Source organism: Desulfatibacillum alkenivorans DSM 16219 (assembly GCF_900142135.1).
In the GTDB taxonomy this organism is placed as follows: Bacteria; Desulfobacterota; Desulfobacteria; order Desulfobacterales; family Desulfatibacillaceae; genus Desulfatibacillum; species Desulfatibacillum alkenivorans.
This window is the reverse complement of the sequence record NZ_FQZU01000026.1, coordinates 60,777-86,009: the sequence shown is the minus strand read 5'-3', so window position 1 is coordinate 86,009 and position 25,233 is coordinate 60,777. Positions and strand designations below refer to the sequence as shown.

General features: G+C 55.6%; 18 protein-coding genes, 1 tRNA gene and 2 pseudogenes. 11 read left to right on the top strand and 10 right to left on the bottom strand.

The window, feature by feature from the left end; translation table 11 throughout:
• A pseudogene (locus tag BUE18_RS18540) lies at positions 1-254 on the top strand (IS1634 family transposase); the annotation flags it as partial.
• A 220-nt stretch (positions 255-474) separates the two neighbouring features.
• Here the strand turns inward: BUE18_RS18540 and BUE18_RS18535 are convergent.
• From BUE18_RS18535 to BUE18_RS18515, 5 genes are all read right to left on the bottom strand, one after another.
• On the bottom strand, positions 475-1,926 hold the full coding sequence (locus tag BUE18_RS18535) for a PP2C family protein-serine/threonine phosphatase (RefSeq protein ID WP_073477672.1): 1,452 nt from the start codon (positions 1,924-1,926) through the stop codon (positions 475-477).
• 33 nt (positions 1,927-1,959) lie between these two features.
• Positions 1,960-2,775 carry a hypothetical protein gene (locus tag BUE18_RS18530; RefSeq protein WP_073477671.1) on the bottom strand — a complete coding sequence of 272 codons (816 nt, stop codon included), beginning with the start codon at positions 2,773-2,775 and terminating at the stop codon, positions 1,960-1,962.
• Positions 2,776-2,784: 9 nt separating this feature from the next.
• Complete coding sequence (locus tag BUE18_RS18525) at positions 2,785-3,285, bottom strand: hypothetical protein (RefSeq protein WP_073477670.1); 501 nt, start codon at positions 3,283-3,285, stop codon at positions 2,785-2,787.
• A 10-nt stretch (positions 3,286-3,295) separates the two neighbouring features.
• Positions 3,296-3,667 (bottom strand): SiaC family regulatory phosphoprotein, encoded by a 372-nt coding sequence (locus tag BUE18_RS18520; protein ID WP_073477669.1) that lies wholly within the window; start codon positions 3,665-3,667, stop codon positions 3,296-3,298.
• A 133-nt stretch (positions 3,668-3,800) separates the two neighbouring features.
• A complete protein-coding gene (locus BUE18_RS18515; RefSeq protein WP_073477668.1) occupies positions 3,801-5,006 on the bottom strand; it encodes an adenylate/guanylate cyclase domain-containing protein in 1,206 nt (401 codons plus the stop codon).
• 781 nt (positions 5,007-5,787) lie between these two features.
• Between BUE18_RS18515 and BUE18_RS18505 the strand changes: the two genes are divergently transcribed.
• The 6 genes and pseudogenes from BUE18_RS18505 (at position 5,788) to BUE18_RS18485 (ending at position 12,655) form a co-directional block, all read left to right on the top strand.
• Positions 5,788-6,639, top strand: a complete 852-nt coding sequence (locus BUE18_RS18505; protein WP_073477666.1) for a lycopene cyclase domain-containing protein — start codon at positions 5,788-5,790, stop codon at positions 6,637-6,639.
• A 96-nt stretch (positions 6,640-6,735) separates the two neighbouring features.
• Positions 6,736-6,906: pseudogene (locus tag BUE18_RS27590) on the top strand (IS256 family transposase); the annotation flags it as partial.
• Between the two features lie 335 nt (positions 6,907-7,241).
• On the top strand, positions 7,242-9,656 hold the full coding sequence (locus tag BUE18_RS18500; RefSeq protein WP_073477665.1) for a hydrogenase iron-sulfur subunit: 2,415 nt from the start codon (positions 7,242-7,244) through the stop codon (positions 9,654-9,656).
• A gap of 13 nt (positions 9,657-9,669) precedes the next feature.
• Positions 9,670-10,668 (top strand): NADH-quinone oxidoreductase subunit B family protein, encoded by a 999-nt coding sequence (locus BUE18_RS18495; RefSeq protein ID WP_073477664.1) that lies wholly within the window; start codon positions 9,670-9,672, stop codon positions 10,666-10,668.
• A gap of 59 nt (positions 10,669-10,727) precedes the next feature.
• Complete coding sequence (locus BUE18_RS18490; RefSeq protein ID WP_073477663.1) at positions 10,728-12,194, top strand: Ni/Fe hydrogenase subunit alpha; 1,467 nt, start codon at positions 10,728-10,730, stop codon at positions 12,192-12,194.
• Positions 12,195-12,199: 5 nt separating this feature from the next.
• Positions 12,200-12,655, top strand: a complete 456-nt coding sequence (locus tag BUE18_RS18485) for a hydrogenase maturation protease (RefSeq protein ID WP_073477678.1) — start codon at positions 12,200-12,202, stop codon at positions 12,653-12,655.
• On the opposite strand, the gene BUE18_RS18480 is transcribed toward BUE18_RS18485, so the two are convergent.
• Positions 12,634-15,375, bottom strand: coding sequence for a hybrid sensor histidine kinase/response regulator (locus BUE18_RS18480; RefSeq protein ID WP_211482822.1), 2,742 nt, complete (start codon positions 15,373-15,375; stop codon positions 12,634-12,636). The two genes, BUE18_RS18485 and BUE18_RS18480, sit on opposite strands and share 22 nt — an antisense overlap.
• Before the next feature lie 318 nt (positions 15,376-15,693).
• Here BUE18_RS18480 and BUE18_RS18475 point away from each other — a divergent pair, with 318 nt between their 5' ends.
• Entirely contained in the window at positions 15,694-17,253 is a 1,560-nt protein-coding gene (locus BUE18_RS18475; RefSeq protein ID WP_073477661.1) for an SGNH/GDSL hydrolase family protein, read from the top strand.
• Positions 17,254-17,467: 214 nt separating this feature from the next.
• On the opposite strand, the gene BUE18_RS18465 is transcribed toward BUE18_RS18475, so the two are convergent.
• Together BUE18_RS18465 and BUE18_RS18460 are read right to left on the bottom strand one after the other, a co-directional pair.
• Positions 17,468-18,250 carry a hypothetical protein gene (locus tag BUE18_RS18465; RefSeq protein WP_073477659.1) on the bottom strand — a complete coding sequence of 261 codons (783 nt, stop codon included), beginning with the start codon at positions 18,248-18,250 and terminating at the stop codon, positions 17,468-17,470.
• A 132-nt stretch (positions 18,251-18,382) separates the two neighbouring features.
• On the bottom strand, positions 18,383-18,955 hold the full coding sequence (locus BUE18_RS18460) for a TetR/AcrR family transcriptional regulator (RefSeq protein WP_073477658.1): 573 nt from the start codon (positions 18,953-18,955) through the stop codon (positions 18,383-18,385).
• 137 nt (positions 18,956-19,092) lie between these two features.
• Here BUE18_RS18460 and BUE18_RS18455 point away from each other — a divergent pair, with 137 nt between their 5' ends.
• Positions 19,093-21,192: a sigma 54-interacting transcriptional regulator gene (locus BUE18_RS18455; protein ID WP_073477657.1), complete on the top strand. Its 2,100-nt coding sequence runs from the start codon at positions 19,093-19,095 to the stop codon at positions 21,190-21,192.
• A gap of 162 nt (positions 21,193-21,354) precedes the next feature.
• On the opposite strand, the gene BUE18_RS18450 is transcribed toward BUE18_RS18455, so the two are convergent.
• Positions 21,355-21,429, bottom strand: a tRNA-Gly gene (locus BUE18_RS18450).
• A 399-nt stretch (positions 21,430-21,828) separates the two neighbouring features.
• Entirely contained in the window at positions 21,829-23,373 is a 1,545-nt protein-coding gene (locus BUE18_RS18445; RefSeq protein WP_244549340.1) for a sigma-54-dependent Fis family transcriptional regulator, read from the bottom strand.
• A 280-nt stretch (positions 23,374-23,653) separates the two neighbouring features.
• Between BUE18_RS18445 and BUE18_RS18440 the strand changes: the two genes are divergently transcribed.
• Both BUE18_RS18440 and BUE18_RS18435 read left to right on the top strand, forming a co-directional pair.
• Positions 23,654-24,403 carry an enoyl-CoA hydratase/isomerase family protein gene (locus BUE18_RS18440; RefSeq protein ID WP_073477655.1) on the top strand — a complete coding sequence of 250 codons (750 nt, stop codon included), beginning with the start codon at positions 23,654-23,656 and terminating at the stop codon, positions 24,401-24,403.
• 56 nt (positions 24,404-24,459) lie between these two features.
• The gene (locus BUE18_RS18435; protein ID WP_073477654.1) at positions 24,460-25,212 is read left to right on the top strand and encodes an enoyl-CoA hydratase/isomerase family protein; all 753 of its coding nucleotides are present in this window, start codon (positions 24,460-24,462) and stop codon (positions 25,210-25,212) included.
• Positions 25,213-25,233: the final 21 nt, after the last annotated feature.

The window sequence follows — 25,233 nt, the reverse complement described above, 5'->3', positions numbered from 1 at the left end:
ACAGCAAGATCCGCTGCCATCTCCTGACCTGCCTTTTGGCGCTCACCTGCCTGCGGCTTTTGGAAATCAAGGTGAAAGGGAAGTACAGCGGCGGAACCATCATGGAAGAAATGCAGAACCTGAACTGCGTCCTCACCTGGAATAAGGGGGAAAAGTCCCCCAAGGTGCGGATTGAAGATCCCAACCCCATCCAGGAGGAGGTCCTGAAGGCCCTGGGATACGCCATCAAAGACGGTTGGGTTCTACAGATATAGCTGAAATATCGTCCATTATATCAAATCATTAGGATGCATATAGGCCATTAACTCTGAAAGTCCTGTCCAAAGGTTGATATTGGGGCGGGACAGGCGGGGATTCTTGTACATGAGGCTGGGATACCCGTTTACAAATGCGTCAGCTTTAACGCTTAGTCTGCCGGATCCGGAAACCGCATTTACATTTATGCAATGCGCAGGCTTCAGGACCGGCAAAAAACTATGCAGAATGTTTCAGGACCAGCACGGTGATGTCGTCGTCCAGGATGTCGCCCCGGCCCCGGAAGGAATCCAAACGGTCAACGAGCGCCTGCACAAACTCCGAGGGATTGAGCAAACGGTTTTCCTCCAAAAAGGACGTCAGATTTTCGTCGCCGAAAAGGTCCCCGTTCTCATTAAAAGTCTCGGTGACGCCGTCCGTATAGATCAGCAAACTTTCGCCCTCTTTCATTCGGATCACTTTTCTTTGGATTTCCGTTTCCCAAAGTTCGCTTTCAACCATGCCAAGGGGGACGCCGGCGTTTTCCTCAAATAAATTGACGGTTTCATGAGCGCCCATATGATACATTTCCGGGTGTCCGGCCGACGCAAGAGTCAGCGTGCCCTGCTCCGGGTCGAACACGGCGAAGGCCATGGTCACAAACATGGTTCCGGGAAGGTTCGTGAGCAGTTCATCGTTGACTTCGCTCATGATCTTGAGAGGGTCGTTCACGCCCCGGCTTATTACGGTATGAAGCATGGTGATGGTGATGATCATGCCCAGGGCGCCCTCTACGCCCTTTCCGGCCACATCCGCCACCATGAATCCCACCTTGCCGTCAGCCAGTTGGAAAAAGTCAAAGGCGTCGCCGCCGACCTGCCTGGCAGGCTTGAAATAGGTCTCGTAGAGTAAATTCGGGACTTGAATTTTTTCCTTTGGCAAAAACTGCTGCTGAATGTTCTGGGCGATTTCAAATTCCTGTTCCAGCAATTCCTTTTGGACAAGGTCGTTTTGCGCGGTTAAAAGCTCTTTAGACATCCAGTTCATGACATCGGCGAGACGGCCGATCTCATCCTTGCGATTAATCTCTATTTGCCTTCCCAGGGCGCCGGAGCCAAGGTCCCGGGCGAACTCTCCGATGTCCCAGATCGGCCGCAGCATGCGGCGGGTGACCAACAGAGCGATCAGCATAAAGGAGAGGGTGAGCAGGGAGGCGATGAGGGCGGCCCGTTCCATGGTCTTGGCCGTTTTTTCCCGCAGGCTGGCCAGAGACAGGCCCAGGACGTAATTACCCATCACCTTGTCGCCTACGATCATCTCTTTTTGCAGCAACCGCACCGGCTCATTGTGGAAGGCGGATTCGGATTGGCCTGATTCGGCAATGGCTTGCAAAGACTGTTTGTCGTCTTCCTCGGTCACAAAAAGCTGGTGGTTTCCGTATTCCACCAGCAGAAACAAAATGTCCTGATTTTTTATGAAGCGCCTGGCGGAGATTTCCAGGGCGAAGTCGTCCTTCAGGATGAGCACTTCCTTATTCTGTATGATAAGGTTATCCAACAGGGATTGAGCCCTGATTATCTTTTCATGAAGCAGGTCCCGTTGTTGCATTGACGCCATGTATCCGGTCAGGGTGACTCCCACCACCAGAATGAGCAACAGGTTCAGCAGGGTGAGTTTTATTCGCAGACTCAAGAAAAAGGCCCTCCGTGGACTTTTACAAAATCCCTAATGCGATTCCAAGGCCTCGGAAAGTTTGCGGGCCTTTATGCTCAACTCCTTGACCGACTTTTCGGGCCTGTATTTGTACTCCTCATCAAACAGGTCCGCCGCGGTTTTGTAATTGGACTGCTGATAGTTGACCAGGGCCAGTTTATGCAGAGCCGAGGCCAGTTTGTCATGGACCTCCTCTTTCATGAGGGAAACGTGGGCGATGGGCCTCAGCATGTCTATGATTTCCTGAAACTTGTACTTTTGATCCAGTTCGTCCGCTTTTTGCAGTTTGGCCTGTACGGCGGATACGGCCTTGGGTTCCACCTCCGCTTTTCTTCTCTGGGCGATGTTGGCAAGCCCATTATCCTTGGCCGCCACCTTTTTGGCGTTTTGATAGGAGAAGAAAGCGAGTTCGTATTCTCCCTTGTCGTCATAAGCCTTTCCCTCGGCCGTAAATCGTTTGTATTCCGCAACGCGCCAGGCCGGAAGCCTGTAAACGGGCTTTGCAGGCTCCGGCGCCTGGGATTGGGCTTGGGGCTGGGGCTGGGCGCGCATCAAATCGATCTCCTGCATCTCCTTCCGTGCAAGCAGGTAGAGATGGTGGCTGTTATCCACTTGACCGAAAGCCTCGTACGCCTGATCATAATCCCCTTCGTAGGCGAAAAGCATGCCGTCCAAAAACAACTTTTCATTCGCGTCGGCCTTCGCGCTGTTGTTGGCGATGGCGCCGGTAATGGCGTCGTTGATGGCGCAGCCGGGCAGGACGAGCAACGGCAGCGCAATGAGGATGCAGGAAAGGCCGGCGATTCTTTTAACGAACATGAGATCCATTTTTTGTTCCTATCGGTTTTCTATTTTGGATATGGCTTTGATATGGATCACATTATTATCATCCATATAGGCGTCTAGTTCAAAATTCCCTTCGTAGGCGACCCGGACCAGCCCCAGGCAGCTTAACTTGGAGTCCTTGGGCTGCTCCGCCACCTGTTGCATACGGGCCATGTAGGCTTCCGCCGGAGAAGAGAATTGCTTGATCCAGTCAATGGCGTCCAGAAGTTCTTTGGGCGTGTTTTCGTCTGCGGAAACAGGATTGGAAACCTGGACGATAATCTCGTCATTGGTCAATATAAAGCTGAACTGGAAAAGGGAAGGGTCGGAATGCTCCCAGTCTCCGTATTTGATGGCGTTTTCCACCAGTTCCCTGCTTACCATCCCAACCGCCTGTCCAAAGTCCCGATCCCTGAAGAGGGCCTCCAGGCAACCTACGATTGCGACGCGTAAGGCTTCAGCGCTTTCCCACTCCTGACCCAGAGGAGTGTTCAGCTTGATGTCAACTTCCATCTTCGCCCTCCTATTCGATGGCGCTTATTTTTAACAACCCTTCCTGTTTTTTCTCAAATATCTTCAAGGCGTCAAAACTGAGCTTCTGCCATTTCATGGTCTGATCATAGACTATCTCTAAAGGAACCTGCTTGTTCCGCAAATCCTGGATTAACTGAATGATGGCGGTGATGGTGGAGGAATTGAAATACTCCAGGTCCTCAAAATGCATTTCAATGGCGGATTGCATTTCCTTGGCTGCATCGCAGATCGTCACGAAGAACGGATCGAGGATTTTCCGGGGCTGGCGGTCGTTGCTTTTGCCTTTCCAGTCCAGTCTGATTTTGCCCGAAACGGGTTCACCGACCTCGATGGTTAAATCATTAAAAACGAGATTTTCCATTTGGTCACCTTTGTGCTTTATTTTTTACTTATTGTTCAGGCTCGTTAAACTGATCCGGTGACTTTTTTTTAACTTGCCCCATGCTGACTTGGCAAGCCTTTTTGTTAAGATTGTCCATGATGCAGGGCAATCTTTAACCGCACTTTTGGCCTTTAAAAGCCTTCACCAGATACATTTGAGCCTTTCCAATCCCCTTAAGGCGGATCATGCCGCGCGGATCGCACTGGAATTGGTCCTTCACCTGCAAATAGGTGGCCTCTGAAATATTCACCTTGTTGGGAATGCCGTTGGCCTCCATCCGGCTGGCCAGATTGACCGCTTCCCCCCATACGTCATAGGTAAACTTTGTCTGGCCGATGACCCCCGCCACCACCGGCCCGGTATGGATGCCTACGCGCACGTCCCATGAGTTGATGCCCAGGGCCTGCCGGGCCTGCTTGATCGCCTTGATGCTCTCCACCATTTCAAGGCCGGCCTGCACGCAATCCATGGCGTGGTTTTTGTTCAGGACCGTCAACCCTCCGGCGCACATGTAGGAGTCGCCGATGGTCTTCAGCTTTTCCAGGCCGCGGGCTTCCACGATCTCATCAAACAGGGCGTAGCTGGCCTCCAGGTCGTCAATCAACTCTTCGGGGGATATTTTCTCTGCGTGAGCGGTAAAATCCACAAAATCCGCAAAAAGTATGGTCACGCTGTCATGGCGTTTGGGCGTGACGCGCCCCCGCTCCTTGAGTTCCCGGTATACTTCATCCGGCAGAATGTTGAGCAGCAGTTGCTCCGACTTGTTGCGTTCGGCCTCCAGGTCGCGGGTGCGGAGCTTCACAAGCCGGTCCTGCTCCTGGTAAAGCCGGGCGTTCTCAATGGCGATCCCGGCGTGGGCCGCCAGCAGATGCAAAATCTCCCCGTCATAGGAGGAAAAAGGTTCGCCGCTGAGTTTATCCTCTACAATGATCGCGCCGATGGCTTCCCGCTTTCCCAAAACCGGCGCCACAAGGGCTTCATACTCGCAGCCGGGATTTAAAAAAGGCAGTTTTGCGCGAGCCTGGGGCCGCACCACTGTAAAGGGCGCCTCTTCCTCCCCCCATTCCGCGTTGAACGACCCCATATACACCTGATTCAGCATCTCCTGGTCATTTTCATAACCATGGACCGCCTTCACCTTATGCTCGTTCGTCTCAGGATCAACGACCCAAAGCACGGCCTTGTCCGCTTCCAAAAGCACGGAGGCGTAAAAGACAATAAGGTAAAACAGGGACTCCGGCTCCAGCTCCGAAGTCAGCTTGAGGCTGATTTCGGCGATGGTTGTCAGGTCCCTTAACTTGCGTCTATCCGATGCCAAATCCGGCGCCTTTTCCCTAAAAGGTTTTTTCCAGGATTATAGAATAAGCGGAAGGCTGCTATCAATAGCGATTCCGCATGCCTGCGCCCAGAAATATCCCCCAAGCCCTTTTCGTGCAACCCTTTTTTAAAATGAACCGCCATATATAGTGGTTCGCAGGCCTTGTGAGCATGGAGACCGCTCTTCCGCATCCCCTCAGGAAAGAGGATATTGGATTTCGGGGGCATGGCCCTGTTTCCGAAAAAACGCCGCGCCCAAAGCCCTTTGACAGCAATGCCGCCTCTTTTCATAATCCCCGTGCAGCCATGGAGGCATTATGATTGCGGGCAGTTTTGCAATCATATGACGCAATGGCGGAAACGGGGACCCGGAAGCGTTTTTCAATGCCTTGCCGGCCTCATGCATAATGACACTGGGTCCCGGCTTGCAGGCGGTCCTGAAAAGCGGACCACCCTTGCCGGGATGACGGGCTGAAAGGAAGCTCGAAAGTTCAAAGGACGCGGGCTTTCCCCGGTTATTGGCTAAGGAGCATCCATGACATACAATATGCAACGATCGCTTCGCTCCGTCATCCCCGTGCAGCCATGGAGGCATTATGATTGCGGGCAGTTTTGCAATCATAATGACGCAATGGCGGAAACGGGGACCCAGCGTCATCTTGGAATTGCGGCAAAAATCCCAATCAGCCCTAAAATAACAAAACGCCTTCTTCTTGGCGCCCCCCCATGGATATGATATCGTGCCCGTCAATCAGTCAACGGCCTTGAACGGAGCAAATCCCATGCAAAGCAATTTCCTCACCCAGTACTACTACCTCTGGAGCGTCGCCCTGCTGGTTCCGTTCTGGGCGCTGATATTATATAAAAAGAGAAGCGGGTGGGAGGAAATCGTATACATCGGCATGCTGGCGGGCGCGGGCGCCATGTTTTTCGACCGGTACGTCTCTTTCCGGGACTACTGGCATCCCCAGACCATTTTCGACCTCTACAACTTCGAGAGCTTCCTCTACGGATTTTTTTACGGCGGCATTTCCGCAAAAATTTTTGAATTCGCCGCTAAAACCGATTACGCCCCCACAAGACCCCCGAACCCGCTCTTGCTCACGGTCGTCATCCTGGCTAACGCCGTGATTTTTGTTGCCATGAGAATCGTCTTTCATCTGAACTCCGTGGAGAACTTCGTGGTCATGCTCATGACCACCTCCGCCCTGCTGGTCCTGATCCGACGGGACCTGTACAAGGTCTGTGCGTTCTCCGGCCTGCTGATCTTAGCATTCAATGCGTGCTGGTACTGGATTATCCTGCTTATATACCCGGACGCGTTCAAGGATATCTGGAGCCCCGCCATTCAAAAAGGCCCCCAATTGCTTAAGATCCCTGTCCTGGAGCACTGGTTCATCCTGGCCGTGGGATGCTCCGGGTCCATGGTTTACAAGGTCATGGCAGGCAGCCGCATCGCCCCTCCAGAGCAGGCGGAAGCTGACAAAGAACCCTTAAGAGCCGGCCGCCTGATTTTGCGTTACGCCGGACGATTCGCCGTGCCCATCATCGCCCTGGGAATCGTTCTCTTCCGCATGATCGTCTTCGGAACAACCCCCATTCATATGAAAAAACTTGCTGCGTTTTTTATGTAAATCTGACGGTGCATCAGGCCGGCAATAGCTTTTCAATCAATGATTCGAGGTTGGAGTCGTCAATATTATAAATGATTCTAAGCGCTTCCTTGAGGGCGCCTCATGCGGGAGATCCGGCGAAGAACAAGGGTGGTGGGAGCCTTCCCTGACGGAAAGTCGGCTCTGATGCTTGTAGCGGCGCGCCTGAGGCATATCTCAAGCAGCAAGTGGGGCACTCGACGTTATCTCAATATGGAGCACATGGAAACTTTAAACAAGACAGCATAGACTGCGATGCCGCCGGGGGCCATGGCCCCCGGCGGCATCGCATCCAAACCCCGGTTGGGGCTGCTCAAAATCAAAAGTGCGAAAAATTCTGGACACTACCTCCAGAGAGCAGATGACCACCTCTTCAATGAGCCACCGCCAGTTTTGGTTCCCCTACCAGCACATCCTCATCCTCACATCCTCATCCTTGCCAGTTTGAATCGGAATATGCTATAGTTCCAGGCAACTTCAAGCTCAATGCACTACATTTCTTAAACCGTTTTAAAACCATCAGCATCTACAATTTGCGTTCAGGCGGGCTTATAGGCCCGCCCGGTTATGAGGAGGGGCTATTTATGGCCGAACCCAAGATCGGCATCTGGATTTGCAATTGCAAAGGCCAGGTTTCCAATTTCCTGGACACAGCGCTTCTGGAGCAGGAGGCCGCCAAACTCCCCTACACGGTGTTTGCGGCTCGGAAGGACATCCTGTGCAGCAAGGCGGAGATGGCCAACTTGAAGCAGGAGATCAAGGACTCCGGGGTGGACCGGGTGTTGTTTGCGGGATGCTCCGCCAGGACCTCTTTGCGCTTTCCCGAAGAGTTCATCACCCTCACCCTTGATCAATGCGGCATCAACAAGGCCATGTACGAGGTCGCCAACATCCGTGAGCAGTGCGCCTGGCTGCACGAACCCGGCCCGGCGGCCGAGGCCAAGGCGTTGGACGAAATCCGCATGGCCCATGCAAGGTTGAGCCTGGATCGGGAAAGCCTGCCGGATGTGTTGATTTCGGACAAAGCCCTGGTGGTGGGCGGAGGCCCGGCCGGACTGGCTGCGGCCAAGGATCTGGCCGGCGTGGGCAAGCAGGTGGATATTGTGGAGCGCGGAACCTTTCTGGGCGGGCGCCTGTGCCAGATTTCCCTCTTGTTCCAGACGGAAAACTGGGACGGCAAGTGCGTGAGCATGTGCGTGGGGCCGGTGCAGGCCTCAGGCGCGATCATGAATCCGCTCATCGGCGTACACACCCAGGCCAGGGTTTCGCACATCGAGAAGGAGGACGGAAATTTTCTGGCCACGGTGGAAGCCGCCCCCAATTATGTGGACGAGGATAAATGCGTGTCCTGCGGCGAGTGCGCCAGGGTCTGCCCGGAATTCGCGGTCAGCTCCTACGACGAGGGACTATTCTCCCGCAAGGCCATTGACAAGGACTTCGCCCGGGCCGTACCCGACAAATACAACATCCTGGAGCAATACTGCACCAAGTGCGGCGAGTGCGAGAAAATCTGCCCCACCCAGGCCATCAACCTGAACGCCCAGCCGGAAAAATTTCAGGACACCTACGGCGCCGTATTCCTGGGCACGGGCTTTGACGCCGCCACGGTGCACAACCGGCCCGAGTTGGGATATGCCTCCCCGGACGTGGTGACGGGCATGGAGTTCGAGCGCCTTTTGGAGCACGGCGTCAAAAAGCCCTCGGACGGCGAAACGCCCGAGCACATCGTGTTTGTGCTGTGCGCAGGCTCCCGGGCTACAAGGGACAAGGAGGGCCTGGGCGCGCCCCATTGCTCCAAGACATGCTGCGGCATCACCATGAAGCAGGCCTTGCGGGTGGCTCAGGGCATGATGGAAACCGAAGTGACCATCATCTACTATTACGACATCCGCACGTACGAACGCACCTTCGAAAGCATGTACGACACGGTCCGGAAAATGGGCATCGAGTTCGTCAAGGGCAATATCGACTCCATCACGGCTGGCGGCCAAGGCGGCCTATCCATCGCCTTGGACCAATTGGACGATCAGGCCGAATCATCGGGCGGCGAGCATGTGTTTGAGGACGGCAAGCTGACCATCGACGCGGACATGGTGGTTCTGGCCTCGGCCCAGTTGCCCCAAAAGGACCCGGACAATCTGGTCACCCAACTCCAGATGAGAATGGACGAGGCGGGCTTTCCCATCGAGAACCAGCCCCGGATATTCCGGCCCACGGAATCCCTGGTGGACCGGGTGTACGTCATCGGCGCGGCCTCCGGCCCCAAGGTGGTGCAGCAGGCCGTGGAGCAAGGTCACGCCGCGGCCATGACCGCCCTGCCCTATTTTCTTAAGGGGAAAAAGGAAATCGGCAAGTTCGCCAGCCAGATAGATCCCCAATACTGCATATCGTGCCGCATTTGCGAGACCGTATGCCCCCATGGGGCCATCAAATTCACCGCCGAAGGCATGGTATGCGATCCGGCGTTCTGCCAGGCCTGCGGCTTTTGCGCCGCCGCCTGCCCCACCCACGCGGCCGCCCTGGTCAATTTTTCGGACCAGCAAATCCTGGATCAGACCAACGTGGCGTTTCAAGGCGTCAACAACGGAGATCCCAAAATCCTGGCGCTGCTTTGCTATTGGTGCTCCTACGCGGCGGCCGACCTTGCCAGCGTCAACGGCCTGAAAGCCCCGCCCAATTTCCGAAGCATCCGCATTCGGTGTTCATCCTCCGTGAACACGGCCCTAATCATGGAAATGTTCAAGCAGGGCGTGGACGGCATTCTGGTTGGAGGCTGCCCGCCCAAAGGGTGCCATCACATCAACGGAAACTACCTGACCGACAAGCGCACGGCGCTCATGCACAAACTCATGGAGCAATTGGGAATCAGCACCACCCGCCTGCGCTTCGACTACATAGGGGTGTCCAATTACCAGCTTTTTGTGGATACCATCGCGGACATGGACAAAAAACTGCGCGACCTAGGCCCCAACCCGGCGGGCCGGAACCTGAACCGGTAAGGGGGGATGCGACATGGAAAAAAAAATCACAATGGCTATCAACTGGGCCGGCGCCTGCGGCGGCTGCGACGTGGCGATTCTCGACATGGAGGAGATGATCTTCGACATCACGGACCTGGCCGACATCGTGTACTGGCCGGTCGCCATGGACTTCAAGCGGGACGATCTCATCGCCATGGAAAAGGACAGCATAGACATTGTGCTGTTTAACGGCACGGTGCGCACCTCCGAGCAGGAGGAGGACGCCAAGATACTCCGGGAGCGGTGCAAGGTCATGATCGCCTTTGGCGCCTGCTCGGCTTTCGGCGGCATTCCGGGCCTTGCCAACGTTTCGGACAAGGAAGGCATTTTTCAAATTGCGTATGACGACACGGCGTCCACGGTCAATCCCAGGGGCGCAACGCCCCAGACGGTTCATAAGGTGGACGGCGGGGAAATCACCCTGCCCGAGTTTTACGACACCGTGAAAACTCTGGATCAGGTGGTGGACGTGGACTATTACGTCCCCGGCTGCCCTCCAACCCGGAACACCATCGCCCAGGCCGTGGGAGTCATCGCAGCCTACGCCAAGGGCGAAGAGCTGCCTCCCAAGGGGGCGTCCATTTCGTCCGCCAAGGCTTTGTGCGACGAGTGCAAACGGGTGACGACCAAAACCGGCAAGCGCATCCCCGAGGTCATCCGGCCGCACGAAGTGGTCGCGGACCCGGAACGTTGCTTTTTGGAGCAGGGAATCCTGTGCATGGGGCCGTTCACGGCCGGAGGATGCGGCGGAAGCTGCATCAACGCCCACATGCCCTGCCGGGGCTGTTACGGCCCCACCAGCAAGCTGCTGGACCCCGGTGCGGAGGCCCTTTCCACCTTTGGCTCCATTGTTGGCAAGGGCGGCGAGGATTTTCAAATCCGGGGGCCTATGAAAGCGCCTGTGAACAACATCAAGGATCCCATCGGCTCCTTTTACCGGTTTACCTTTCCCAGCGCCCTGGTCAACAGGACCGTCAAGGAAGGCAAATAAAGGATCGCCCGTAAAATAATTCCGTGAGCACACGGATCAGCGACAGAGGAAAAATCGCCATGAACCGGAAAATCACCATATCCCCCATAACGCGGTTGGAAGGCCACGGTAAAATAGACATCCTGCTGGACGACGCCGGCAACGTGAAGGACTGCTACTTTCAGGTGGTGGAGCTGCGCGGCTTTGAGCGTTTTTGCCAGGGCAGGCCCGTGGAGGAGCTGCCCCGCATCATGCCTAAGATCTGCGGCGTGTGCCCCGGCGCCCATCATATGGCCAGCTCCAAGGCCGGAGACGCCGTGTACGGCATAGAAATCCCGTCAGCCGCCAAGAAGCTGCGCCAGTTGTTTTATAACGCCCATATCTCCCACAGCCATATCCTTCATTTCTTCGCCCTGGCCGCCCCGGACTTCATCCCTGGCCCGGGCGCGGACGCGGCTAAACGCAACATCCTGGGACTCATCGACGTGGTGGGCAAGGATACGGGCCTGGCCGTCATCAAAAACAGAGGCTACGCCCAAAAAATCCAGGAAATCATCTGCGGCCACGCCATACACCCGGCGGCCTCCCTGCCCGGCGGCCTTTCCAAGCCCATCACCGAAGAGGAGCGGGTGGAAATCGAAGCCATGGGCGAGTCCATGGTCAGCTTCGCCCTGACCGCCCTGGAAATATTCCAGGATCTCGTCCTGGCCAACCCGGAATACAAGGAATTGATCGCCGGGGATACCTACTACCACGAAACCTATTACGCGGGCATGGTGGACGAAAACAACAAGGTCAACTTCTACGACGGCGACGTGCGCGTCAAAAGCCCCGGCGGCGAAGAGTTCGCCAGGTTTCCCGCCGGCGAATACCTGGACCACATCGGCGAGCACGTGGAGCCCTGGTCTTACCTGAAGTTCCCCTTTTTAAAAGCCATCGGCTGGAAAGGCATGAAAGGCGGCGGGGATTCCGGCGTGTACCGCGTCAACTCCCTGGCTCGTTTGAACGTGGCGGAGGGCATGGCGACTCCCCTGGCCCAAAAAGCCTATGAGGAGATGTTCGGTTTTTTTAACGCCAAGCCCGTGCATAACACTCTGGCCTTTCATTGGGCCCGTTTGGTGGAAAACCTGTTCGCGGCCGAGGAGGTTCTCAGGCTGGCTACGGACCCGGAAATTACCAGCAAGGAGGTCCGGGCCCTGCCCGCCCAGACTCCAACAGAGGGCGTGGGCGCCGTGGAAGCGGCCCGTGGCACATTGTATCATCACTACACGACCGACAGCGCCGGCATGGTGACCAAGGTCAATCTGATCGTTGCCACGGCCCAAAACAACGCGGGCATGGGCATGTCCGTCAAAAAGGCGGCGGAAAAGCTCATCAAGAACGGAGAGGCGGACCACAAGCTGCTGAACATGGTGGAGATGGGGTTCCGGGCTTATGATCCCTGCCTGGCCTGCGCCACCCACTGCCTGCCCGGACAGACGCCCCTTGAAGTGCGCATTTTCAAGGGCGGGGAACTCTACCGCCGCCTGACCCGCAACCTGGATTAATGCTTATGAAAACCCAGGTGCTTGGATTAGGCTCCGCCGTGCTTTCGGACGACAGTGCGGGGGTGAAGGTGGTGGAAAGGCTAATGGAGTGTAATCCGGGGCCGGACGTCATCCTCACCATGGGAGGAACAGGCGGCCTGGCTTTGGTGGATATGCTGGAGGATTGCGACCGCCTGATTGTTGTGGACGCCGTGGTTTCCGGCGCCGAGCCCGGCTGCATTCATCATATGGGCGTGGAGGATCTGGAATCCTCCATGCCTTTTCATTGCGTTTCCAGCCATGGGCCGGGACTGCTGGAGATTCTCCGCCTCCGGGAAGCCCTTTTGGACGCCCCTCTGCCCAAAGAGATCGTCATTCTCGCCATTGAAGCGGCCGACACGGCCACGCTATCCGAGAATTGCACCCCCAGGGTGGAAAAAGCCGTTGCATCCGCCGTTGATCAGATTTTAGCCATGCTGTGACCATTGACCATGCCCTGGACGATTTTTTCCATGCCCCTGTCATATCCTCCCCCTTGATGGGAGCCCGGGGCATCCTGCGGCCCGTCCAGAACTTTTCTGATCGTATAAGCGAACTCCTGCATAAGTACGGGCTTGACGACGTATTCCACGATTCCAAGCTCTCTGGCCAGGCTTTCCGAAAATTTCTCCGAGAATCCCGTGCACATAATCACCGGAATCTGGGGCCTGATGCCAAACAGATTCCGGACCAGCTTGTCGCCGGTCATGCCCGGCATGTTGTAATCCGTGATGACGATATCGAATTTGCCCGGACTTTCCTGAAATTTTTCCCAGGCGCCGGAACCGGAGGCCAACGCCGTCACCTGATAGCCCAGGCGCTCCAGGGTCTGCCTTGTCATGTCCAGGATGGGTTTTTCGTCATCCACCAATAAAACTCTTTCGTTTCCCGCCGGAAGAGCGCCTATGTCCAGCACGCGTCTTGTTTCTTCGGGGGCGCCTTCCATGGGAAGCACAATATAATAATTAAAGCCTTTATTGGGGTTGCAACTGACTTGAAACTCCCCTTGATGCCGCTTGACGATGGACTGAATCAAAAGAAGATCCACATGGCTTTCCATGCCCGGCACATCTTTGAAAACCAAAGGGTTATATACTTTTAGCGGGATTGGAGGTTCCTTTCCCTTGCCGGCGTGGGACACATATAGGCGCAAGTACGTTCCAGGATTTAAAAGAGAGTCAGGCGGCAAATCAGTCTGCCCTATAAGGGCCTCCTCCAGCAAAAGGGTCACAGCGCCCCCTTCAGCGGCCGCCGACCTCCAGGCACGCGAGCATAAGGCGTATATCATTTGACGAATGCTTTGCTGATCGCCCTTGACGGTTCCGCACCGATAGCTCCCAAGCCTTTTTATGATAACGTCATCCTGCGCTTCCGCCCGGATTGCCTGGACCGCTTCGTCCACAATTTCGGCCACATTCACGGAGGCGCTTTCCCGCTTTGGCTGCGTGTGAAATTCCGAGACCTGAATGGCCAGATCCGCAGCATCCCTGGCCATATTGCAAATTGCGAGCAAATCCCGCCTTGCCGGATGCCCCTGGGGCAAACTTTGCTCCACCGACTCCGCCCTTTCTATGATGGGCCCCAGATAGCCGGAGACGTCCAGGACGACTCCCCCCGCCGCCTCGCCAAACGCCTGTTTTTTTTCAAACTGCCGTAATTTTTCTTCCAGGTTGGCCCGCTCCTGCTCCGCCCCTTTCTTCTGGGTAACGTCCAAGGTGGTCATAAGCAAGGCGTCCCTGCCCTGATAGCGAATCCGGGCGCTGGAAGCCTCCAGCCAAATCAGGTTGCCATCCCTGTCCTTAAGGCGGTATTCCGTAAGGGGAGGCACGGGCTTCCGGGCCAGGAGCCTTTCCACGGCGCTTTGCAATGAGTGCAGGTCTCCCGGGTGCACCCATTGCTTCAGTTGATCAAAAGTAAGTTTCTCAAGCTCAGAGGGGGAATATCCCAGCGTCCTGCTCAGGGATGGGTTGACGTATATCATTTCAGGAGGATACAGGCTGAATATGGCGACGCCTTGAAGGGATTGCTCCACCAAAGCCCTATAGTTATCCTCGCTTTCCTTAAGCGCAGCCTCCGCCCGGTTCATCTGGGTAAGGTTTGTCTGCGATCCAAGCACGCGAAGCATATTTCCCTGGTCGTCGCGCTGGACATGGCCCCGCACCCAAAAGGTGTTGTACTCGCCGTTTTTCAGCCTCATCCGGCACTTTCGCTCAAAAGAGTCAGCGCCGTCCTCGGCCTTTAAACCCTCAAACAATGCAATCATGCGCCCTTGTTCTTCCGGGTGAATCCGGTCAAGGAACTCGTCCATGGTATTGCCGATTTCAAATTTCGAATACCCGAGCATCCTCTTCCAGTCCATGGAAAAGGCCACGCTCCTGGTTCGAAGGTTCCAGTCCCACAAACCTTCAAGAGATCCTTGCAATGCCATGGCAAACTGCTTTTCGCTGGCTTCCAGGGCTTGATTCGCCCGCATCTGAGCCTCGGCCTTTTCCTTGATGATGGCTGCGGACGCCTTTTGCATGCGCAAGGCCCGATTCATGCCGTTGCCCACCGCCGCAATGATTGCGGCCACAATGGTGCTTGCCAGCAAAAAATTGGCGCCTATGACGGACCAGCGAAAAAGCGGACGATCCTGGGGTACGGCCATGTCCGTCATCCCCAAGTGCAGCATAACCCCGATCGCCGTCAACGCCAAAACGTTCAACAGTCCTGCATACACCGCCGCGCGTGCGCCAAGCAGCACCGTCGCGAAAACCTGGAAGCAAAACAGATAAACCAGGCCAGGGCGAAGAGGCCCCAACTGTACAAAAATCATGACGCCCAGTAAATAGACCAAAAGGCACATACTGTACGCCCGCACTTTATAACTGAGATATTGCCGGAACAGCAGCAAGGATAAAATCCACTCATAAAAAATAAAATCCAGCACCGCCACGCCCCATTCCCCTTCCATGACGGTAAGCACGGCGCTTGGCAAAAGCACTAATGCGCCCAGAACGGCGCCTCCAATAACAATGAGCTGCAGCAATTCCTCTCGCAGGGCCAGCCAGGCGGGCTCTAATTCCGTTCCCGGAATAAACACGCTTTGAAAATAATCCCTTAATTGTTTACGCAATGTATCTATCAAACCAAAACCCTTGATTTTGCTTGCAAATAAAAACATTATCCGAAAGGCTCCCGTCCGGAGGCGCTCCAGGCCTTTTAAGAAATGAAGCAATTTTCGTGCCGCCATGTTGTAAAGAAGCCTTCCCGTCAGGTTTCATTTTTTTCTTGGCCTATGATTTTCCGGCGGACCTCTTGAAGCGCAGTTTTTTAGATAAAATTACCGTTATTACTGTGATTAAAAATCCTCCTAGTATTCAAGTTCTGTAACGCGTTTGTTAGGTTTAAGTATTGATAAAATTGCACAGGTGTGGCAATGTGCCTTTCACAAGAGTGGAAATCGCCCGTCTACCCCCATCCCCATGCGAAAGGAAAAATTATGAAAACTCGTTGCGCAGTTCTGTGCTTTGTACTCGCTTTGTTCATGTTTTGCGTCCCGGCCTATGCGGACATGGATGCTTATGTACCGCCGGATCTGGAAAACCTGATCGTTTTCGGGGACAGCCTGTCTGATTCAGGGAATATCTTCGCCCTGACCGGCGAAACGAATCCGGTTACCACCGCTTATTGGCAGGGAAGGTTTTCCAACGGACCCACGTGGTGCGAAGTCACGGCCGATTTCATGGATATCGACAATGACGTTCTTATCATGAAATCCACCGTCGCCAATTACCTTGTGTTCGGCAAAGAGGTTCTGACTCCCCCCCTGGAGCCCGACACCACCTATGGCACGCCCATCTTCTTTAACAATGCCTTCGGCGGCGCCGAAACCGGCGCGTGCGACACGGACTTTTTGTTTCAGGTCAACGGCTGGCTTAACGCCGGATACACGGTTCCTGAAAAATCCCTGGTCGTTATTTGGATCGGCGGAAACGACTTTTTGGGCATGGGCGATCCCTCCACGGCCCCTGCAGTCATCGCCAATGCCGTCAATAACATATACACCGGCATGGCCACCCTGGCGGGACTGGGCGCGGACCACATCGCCGTTTGCAACCTGCCCAACCTGGGCGACACGCCCCTGTATCACGGCACGGACATGGAAGACGACGTCCTGACCCTGACAGTGGGCTTTAATCAGGCATTGAGCGGCGCCCTGGCGACCTTCAACGCCGCTTACCCCAATGTTGACGTGTATCCCGTGGACATCTTCTCCATGGGAGAAAAAACCCACGAGAATCCGGCCGTATACGGCGTTACCAATCTCTATGATCGGGCCATCGAACCCGCGGTTGCAGCCCTGGGACTTGGCGATATTGCAAGCATCGATCAGTATGAGGCCGCCGACGGCTACCTGTACTGGGATGACGTGCACCCGACGCGGGCCGCCCACAAACAGATTGCAGCCCAGGTTTACGGCACGGTTTTTATGGGCAATGCAAACGCCGACTACATCAAAACCGAAGGGACCACCGGCGACGCTATCGGCATTGCAGGCGTCAACTGCACGGTCACTTCCGTGGAATTCGCCAATCAGGGCGCCACCGCGAAAACAGACCGTCCCTCGAACTTGCTCTACGGCCTGCTGGACATCACGGCGGACCTGGACACACCGGGCGATACGGCGGAAATCGAAATCTACCTGCCCAACGCCCTGCCTAAAGGGTATTCCTGGTACAAATACATCAATGGCGAGTGGGTGGACTTCGCCCAGGTGTATAAGAACACTAACGGACTGGAAGGCGCTCTGATCAGCGACGACCGCAAAACCATTACGCTGTATATCGACGACAACGGCGCGTACGACCTGGACAACGTCCTTGGCCTGATCCAGGATCCCTCCGGCGCAGGCGTTGTGGAATACAACAAGCCTGCAGACGCCGGCAAGGAAGACAACTGCTTTGTGCGCTCCATGGAGGCAGATGCATCCTCCGTCCTGCCTCTGGCCATGCTGGCCGCGATCCTGGGCTTGGGGCTGGCCGTCCGCCGCATGCGTTAATGGATGGCTGCTTAATCGAATGCGCAGCATTTTTATGGCGGCGCTGCCTTGTTCTTAATAACCGCCCTGCAGGCCTTCCTGCAGGGCGGTTTCGCCTTGAAGCCGGCGCGGCCTGTTTCCCCCAAAGTCCCCTTCTCCCGGCAAGACAGGAAAAGCCGGGAGGATCGGATGCAACGTCCAAAACGGCCGCAGAAACCCATCCGGCTCCAGGCGTTTACGGGGTTTTAAAAAACTGATGGGGCTGGAATATGCAGATGTTGGCGTCGCCTCCGATATTGGCGTCGGTAATTTCCACAAAATATCCGTAGTCCGTCCCCGGATCCAGTTCCTTGTCCACAATAACCTCCCCTCTGTTCTTACCGGCCCCGGGATCGCTGTTGTAAAGCCTTTGCACGTAAATATTGTCGAACATGGTCAGGTTGTTGCCGTCAAAATTCATGGGAGTGGACGCCTGTGCGAGCCGCGTGACGTAAAAAGCGTCCGGGCCGCCGAAGTCGCTTAAGACGGACCAGTTCAGCTTGACGTCTTTCAGCCCCGCCCCTGCGCCTAAAGGCTTGGCCTTGGAAGGCGAAAAGGACTCGAAAATGGCGTCGTAATTTTTCAAATAGGCTTCCACCGCAGCGTCGGAGGGGCCATTGTCCTGAACCCGGGACTTCCTGCTCACGCTTCCGTCCTTGCTGATGACCTCGATGGTGTACTCACCCTCCTTTAAAAACCCGTCGGGCAGGTTGACCATGTACCAGTAATTCTGGATTTCGGGCGTGTAAAACCACCCGTTCTTGACGTCGTTTTGATACTTCTGATTGGCGAAGGCCGCCTCGTATCCGTCCGGGCCATAGGCCGTGATCTTCTCGATCATGTCCGGGGCGGCGACGTCCGGCGTCGGGTACAGGGCCACAAGCATCTTGTGGGTTTCCTTGGGCATGGGGGAGTTCTCAAAATCCCAATACACGTTGCAGGCCATGATGTCGTAGATTTGAATCCGGGGGTCTGTCATGATTCCACTCCTTTTTGGGGTTAAAGGCCGGGCGGCCGCCTGGGGAGGACGGCGGCCTGCGGTTTTCTATGCCTTGGCGGGACAGCCGATCTATAATAAACGAATATTCATTTATAAGAGCGGCAAAAAAAATTACAGCTTGATGGCGTCCCAGGCCAGTTGAAAACTTTCCTCAATCAACGCCTCGGTCATCTCCACCCGCCGGGTCAGGCGGGGGTTGGATAAAATAATGACCGGGTAGAACACAAAGGAGCTGATGACCTCCGGGTGCATGTCCTTGACCACCTTTTCCCTGATCCCCCGGCGGATAAGCCTGCCCATGGGCTCGTACATGGCGTCCACGGCGTCCTGATCCACCTGGTCGTTATAGGGGGAGTTGGAAAACTGCTCGGCGAATTGGAAATAATCCAGATGATCCCCGGCGAACCGGAACAGGTTCAGCCACACGCGCCGGAATCCGTCCCGGATAGGCAGAGAATCGTCCATGTCCCCCAACACCGCGTCCGTGAGCTTGCGCTTGATGTTCAAATAGGTGGAAATCAGCAGGTCGTCCTTGTTCTTGTGGTAAATATACAAAGTGGCCGGAGAGACGCCCGCCTCCTTGGCGATTTTAGACACGGAGCTGGATGCAAAGCCGATTTCATTGACCACCTTGACGGCAGCCAGAAACAGCGCTTCCTGCTTATCCCTATCCTTAATTCTCATGGCTCTTAACTAAACGATCATTCGCTTTTGGTCAAGTGTTTTTTCAAGCCGGGCCCATCCCGGTTTTGATCTTTCCCCAGGAATATGTCATGATTGTTTCCATGACAACATACCGCTTTCAATGATATTTTAAAATCATGAAATTCTCCGAATTCGTCAATGCATATATACAAATCGTGGGCGCCGGCGCCTCCATCCAGGACTGCGCCGAAATCCTGGCCGACGCACCGGGCAAAAACCTGCTGGTTGCGGACGATCCCCATCACATCCAAGGCATTCTGACCCTGCGGGAAATCGCCCGGGCCCTGGCCGCCCAGGCGCCGCCCCAGGTCCCGGCCAGGGAGTTCGCCAGCACGGATTTCCAGCGCGTATTGCCCGGCGAATCGCTGCCGGAGACGGCCGAGGGCTCGCCGGCCTATTGGCTGGTTGCGGAGTCGGGCAGGATCATCGGCGTGGTCAGCCGGGCCCGGGTTTCGGAGCAAATCCATAAAGGCTCCCTGTCCGTCATGCGGCGGATGAGCATCTTCCTGGACTCCATTTACAACCCGGTGGTGGCCATTGACGCCGAGGGGCTGGTCATCTTTTGCAACCAATCCCTGGCCAAGGTTTCGGGCAAAAACGTGGAGGAAATCCTGGGCAAGCCCATCGGCGATCTGTTTGAGGACTCCCAGCTTATCCGCATCATCCGCACGGGAAAAGCGGAATCCACTCAAAAGGTGAGCCTGGGCGGCAAAGTGTACATGACCAACCGCACCCCCATTTTCATGGGCGGCCGGATTGTGGGCGCCACCGCCGTGCTCCAGGATATTTCCGAACTGGAAGCCATCTCCAACGAACTGGAGCACACCCGGCGCATCAGCCTGGAGTTGGACGCCATCATCGAGTCCTCCTTTGACGGCATATACGTGACGGACGGCGAAGGCCGCACCCTCCGGGTGAACAAGGCCTACGAACGCACCACGGGCATCCGGCGGGAGGACGTGGTGGGCCGTACCATGGCCGAGTTGGTGGAGCGGGGCTTTTTCAACGAGTCGGTTTCCATGCGGGTTCTGGAAAACCGCAAGGGCGAGTCTTTGGTGCAAAAGGTCAAAACCGGCAAGACCGTCATGGTCACCGGAACCCCCATCTTCGACGATCAGGGCGAAATCTCCCTGGTGGTCACCAATGTGCGAGACGTGACCGAGTTATACAATCTCCAGAACGAACTGGGCCGCATGGAAGTGCTCCGCACCCGGTATGAAAACGAACTGGAGCAGTTGCGGGAATCCGCGGGCGCGGCGCCTTCGGTGGTCATCCGGTCAAAAAAAATGAAGGAGGTCCACGAACTGGCCTTGCGCCTGGCCAGGGTGGACGCCACCGTGCTGGTCCAGGGAGAATCGGGCGTGGGCAAGGAAATTTTCGCGGACCTGATTCACTCCAACAGCCCCCGCAAGGACAAGCCCTTCGTCAAAATAAGCTGCGCCGCCATCCCGGAGCAATTGTTGGAATCCGAGCTTTTCGGGTACGAGGCCGGCGCCTTCACCGGCGCCAAGGCCAAGGGCAAGGCCGGCATTTTCGAAAGCGCGGACGGCGGAACCATCTTCCTGGACGAAATCGGGGAAATGCCCCTGGGCCTCCAGGCCAAGCTCCTGCGCGTGCTCCAGGATAAAAAAATCATGCGCGTGGGCGCCAATCACTCCATAGACGTGGATATCCGCATCCTGGCGGCCACCAACCGGGACCTTTCCCAAATGGTTGACAAAGGCGCCTTTCGCAACGACCTCTATTTCCGCCTGAACGTGGTCCCGGTGGTCATCCCGCCCCTGCGGGAGCGCAAGGAGGCCATCGTCAACTTCGCTTATCATTTTCTGGAGAAATACAACCGCAAATACGGCTTCGCCAAGCAAATCGCCCCGGACGTCCTGGACATCCTCTACGACTACGACTGGCCCGGGAACGTGCGGGAATTGGAAAACACGGTGGAACGCATGGTGGTGGTCACCAAGGGAGACGTGATCGAACCGGCCGATTTGCCCGAGAAGCTGCGAATCGCCCCCAAATCCGGCCTGGCCCATGCTCTTGGCGGCGGGTCTCTGAAAAGCGCCCTGGAAGGTCTGGAGCGGGAGATCCTGCAACAGGCCCTGGAAACCCACGGCTCCACCCACAAGGCGGCCAAGGCCCTGGGAATCAACCAGTCCACGGTGGTCCGCAAGCTCCAGCGCTACGGAATCAATCCCAAAAAGAACAACGGGGATTAGCCGGCTTCATTACCTTCGACACCGAGATTTAACCACGGAGCACTCGGATTATGTACTTCCGCGGTCTGCATCTCCTCATATTTCCATGCGGGGCTTGGAAAGGCCAAAAACGCAAAAAAAGGGGCTGCCCCGTGTGGGATCAGCCCCTTTGTTTTTCATGGATGGAGCGGGAAACGGGATTTGAACCCGCGACTTCGACCTTGGCAAGGTCGCACTCTACCGCTGAGTTATTCCCGCTCAGCGGCCCTTACTTACACAGAACAAACCGGGTTTGTCAACTAGCAAAAGCAGGAAAAATCGGATATTTTTCCAAACAAGCAATTAGTCAAAGAATCAAACGCTCAATCCCGGTTGGAAAACGAAAAAGGGGCTGTTCGGGTAAGGGCAACCCTTAGGCAAAGGTCCGGACCGCACATCGGATATGGGAGCGGCTTTGTTGGTTAGGTCCCCAATTCTCTCACAAAGGGGCCGTCGATACCAATGTTTTCAAAATGATAAAATATTGCGCCGCCACTGAGATCTTTAAACTTGTAACGCATCAGAGTTCTTTTCTTTGGGGAACCCCCTACGCAGGAAACAGACCTGGCTGCCTGCGGGGGGCGAGGCCCTTGGGCGCACATGGTTCATAGGGCTTTGCTATTTGTATTGGACGCCCCGGCCGAAGGGGACGCCCAGCTTTCGCATTTTATTCCGCAGGGTGGCCGGGTTAACGCCCATGGCCCGGGCCGCGCCGTCCTCTCCGTTGATCTTCCCCTTGGTTCGGTGGAGCATTTTTATGATATGGCTGGATATCACATCATCAAGCATAACAGGGGAGCCCTCGGCGTCACGGGGCGCCTCCTCCCAAACGCTCCTTGGCTTTTCAAATCCGGAATCGTCGAAATGAAGCGTCTTGCCGCCGCTGACGATCATGGCTCTTTCCACCGCGTTTTCCAACTCGCGCACGTTGCCCGGCCATTCATAAGCCTCGAGCCTTTTAACGGCCCCCGGGGCTAAAGAGGGATACTCGGCAAAGCCCATTTCCCGATACTTTTTGTGCATAAAATACTGGGTAAGCGCGGGAATGTCGCAAGCCCGCTCCCTAAGGGGAGGAATGTAGATGGGAAACACCTTCAGCCTGAAATAAAGATCCTTTCGGAACAAGCCCTCCGCCGCCATGTCCTCCAGGTTCCGGTTGGTGGCGGCGATAACCCGGGCGTCCACCTTGATGGTCTTGGCGCTTCCCACCGGTTCAAACTCCATTTCCTGCAAGACGCGCAAAAGCCGAAGCTGGGCCGCCTTGGGGAGTTCGCCGATTTCGTCCAGGAAAATGCTTCCCCGGTGCGCCCTTTCAAAGCGGCCCCGTTTGTTTTCAAAGGCGCCCGTAAACGCGCCTCTTACATGGCCGAAAAGCTCGCTGTCGATGAGGGTCTCTGAAATGGCGCCGCAGTTCACCTTGATGAACGGCTCGTTCCGCCTGGAAGAGTACTTGTGAATGGCGTTGGCGATCACCTCCTTGCCCACGCCCGTCTCCCCCATCAGAAGGACGGGGCTGGAAAGGGGCGCCACCTTGTTCACTTGCTGCATCACGTGCTTGAGGCCGAAGTCCGCGCCGATAATCTCATCGCTTTTTTGGGAAAGAAGCTCCTGCTGAAGGTATTTGTTGTCATCCGCCAGGAGGTTTTTCAGCTCCAGCAATTCAATATATCTGCGGCTGTTGGAGATGGCCACGGCGAAGGGCGATTGCAATAATCGGAGCCTGTGAAGGTGCTCCCGGCTGAACCGGCTCTCCCCCCTGGCTTCAAAGGCGATAACCCCCACCTCCTTGCTGTCCAGGCTCAGGCGCATCATCATCAGGGAGCGTATGCCGGAAAGGCCTGCAATTTTAAGCATGTGCTTTCCCAGCGTACTCTTATCCGCCCGATCCAGAAGCACTTCCTCCGGCAGGTCGGAGCCGTCTCCGATGAGCCGCCAGACCGGGGCGGGGTAGTCGAACCGGATATTCAACTGCCGCCCTCCGCCGCCATCCGCCATGGCGTAGACAACGCCCGTTTTTTCCCTTAAATCAATGAAATGGAGGTAGACGCTCTCCGCCGGGATGAAGTTTTTCAAATAATCCAGGCAGTCAAACAAGGCTTTTTCAATTTCAATGGAACCGCAGATGCGCAGGGTGGCTTCGCGAAAGAATTTGTTTTCATCCATGTGCATGGCGCCTCGGCTTGTCTTGGTAATTATCTTATAAGACACTTTATCTTTAGTTCTATCTTATATGCAATTTAAAATATCAAATAAGATGCTTTAACGAAAGGCCTTTTGATAACCTATTGAAATGCTATCCATATTCATCTTGGCGCCCCATTTGCTTCAAGAATGGAGGCCGCAGAGGCGTTTTGAAATACAACAGTCTGACCATATCTTTTTTTCACCGCCCGTAATTGAGGGCGGCTGCGCAGACGCAAAACCGGAAATCGAGGGTGGAAACATGGATTACCAAACCATTTTGTATGAGGCCGAAAACGGCATCGTGACAATAACAATCAACCGGCCGGAGGCCTTGAACTCCCTTACGCCGGAAGTGCTGTGCGAAATGGCGGATGCCGTGGAGGCGGCGGCCCAGAATCCCGCAACAGGCGTAATTATCATTACCGGCGCAGGACGGGCCTTTTGTTCAGGAGTGGATCTCAAGGCTGCGTCGAGCCTTGGGGAGGCGGATATCGAGGCCAGGCTGCATGGACCGGCCCGCCGTCTGCAATCCGTCATGGAGACGGCGCCTGTCGTCGTGATCGGCATGATCAACGGATTCTGCCTGACCGGCGGCTTGGAGATCGCCCTGGCCTGCGACCTTTTGGCGGCCAGCGAGGACGCCAGGTTTGCCGACACCCACACCAAGTGGGGGCTGCGGTGCATGTGGGGCATGAGCGTGCGCCTGCCCCAAAGGGTCGGGGAGCTGAAGGCCCGGGAAATGACCTACACCGGGGAGATGGTCACGGGCAAGGAAGCCGAAGGAATCGGGCTGGTGAACATGGCTGTTCCGGCCTCGGAATTGAAAAGTGCGGTTTTGGACCTGGCCGGCAAAATCATGGCCAACAGCAAGGAAGCCAACGCCGCTCACAAACGGCTATACTACCTAAATAAAATGGACAGCATGAAAGAAAGCCTGGAGCGGGAGTACTCCGCCGATCAATCGTCCGGCGACGCGCAGGACCGCATTCAGGGCTTTGCGAAAGGCTGAGGCCTAAGGATGAACGCACATTTCTCATTTTCAATATAGCTACAGAAAGGAATTCCATGGAATTTGAAACCTTGCTTTTTGAAGAAAAGGACAACATGGGCCTTTTGACCCTGAACAGGCCCAAGACCGTCAACGCCTTAAACCAAAAAATGATCGAGGAATTGCACGCCTTGTTCGACTTCCTGGAAGCCAATGAGAGCATTCGGGTTTTGATCCTCACGGGGGCCGGCGAGAAAGGCTTTTGCTCCGGCATGGACATGAAGGAGTCCGCGGCCCAGCTCTTTGAGGCCACTCCTGCCCTGATATACAAGCACCAATCCCTGGCCTCCAGATTGTTTTACAAAATGCGGCGCATCCCCCAGCCGATTATTGCGGCGGTTCACGGGGCCGCCTCCGGGGCCGGGTTCAGCTTCGCCCTGGCTTCGGACGTGCGCATCATCACCCCCCAGGCCCGCTTTAATGCGGCGTATATTAATATCGGGTTGGGCGGCGCCGATCTGGCCAGCAGCTATTTCCTACCCAGGCTGATCGGCTCGGGACGCGCCAACGAGTTTCTGCTGACCGGCGATTTTATGTCCGCAGAGGAAGCGATCCAACTGGGTTTCGCCAGCCGGATTGTCGAAAAGGAGAACCTTCTTGATACGGCCTGTGAAATTGCCGGAAAGATGGCGTCGAAAAATCCCCTGGGGCTAAAAATGACCAAGGAGGCCATCAATCAGAACCTGAACGCGGGCTCCTTGGAGCAGGCCCTTCATGTGGAAAACCGGAACCAGTCGTTTCTTATCGCGTCCATGAAGCTGGGCGCATAATCAATTTTTCGAGAGGGAAAA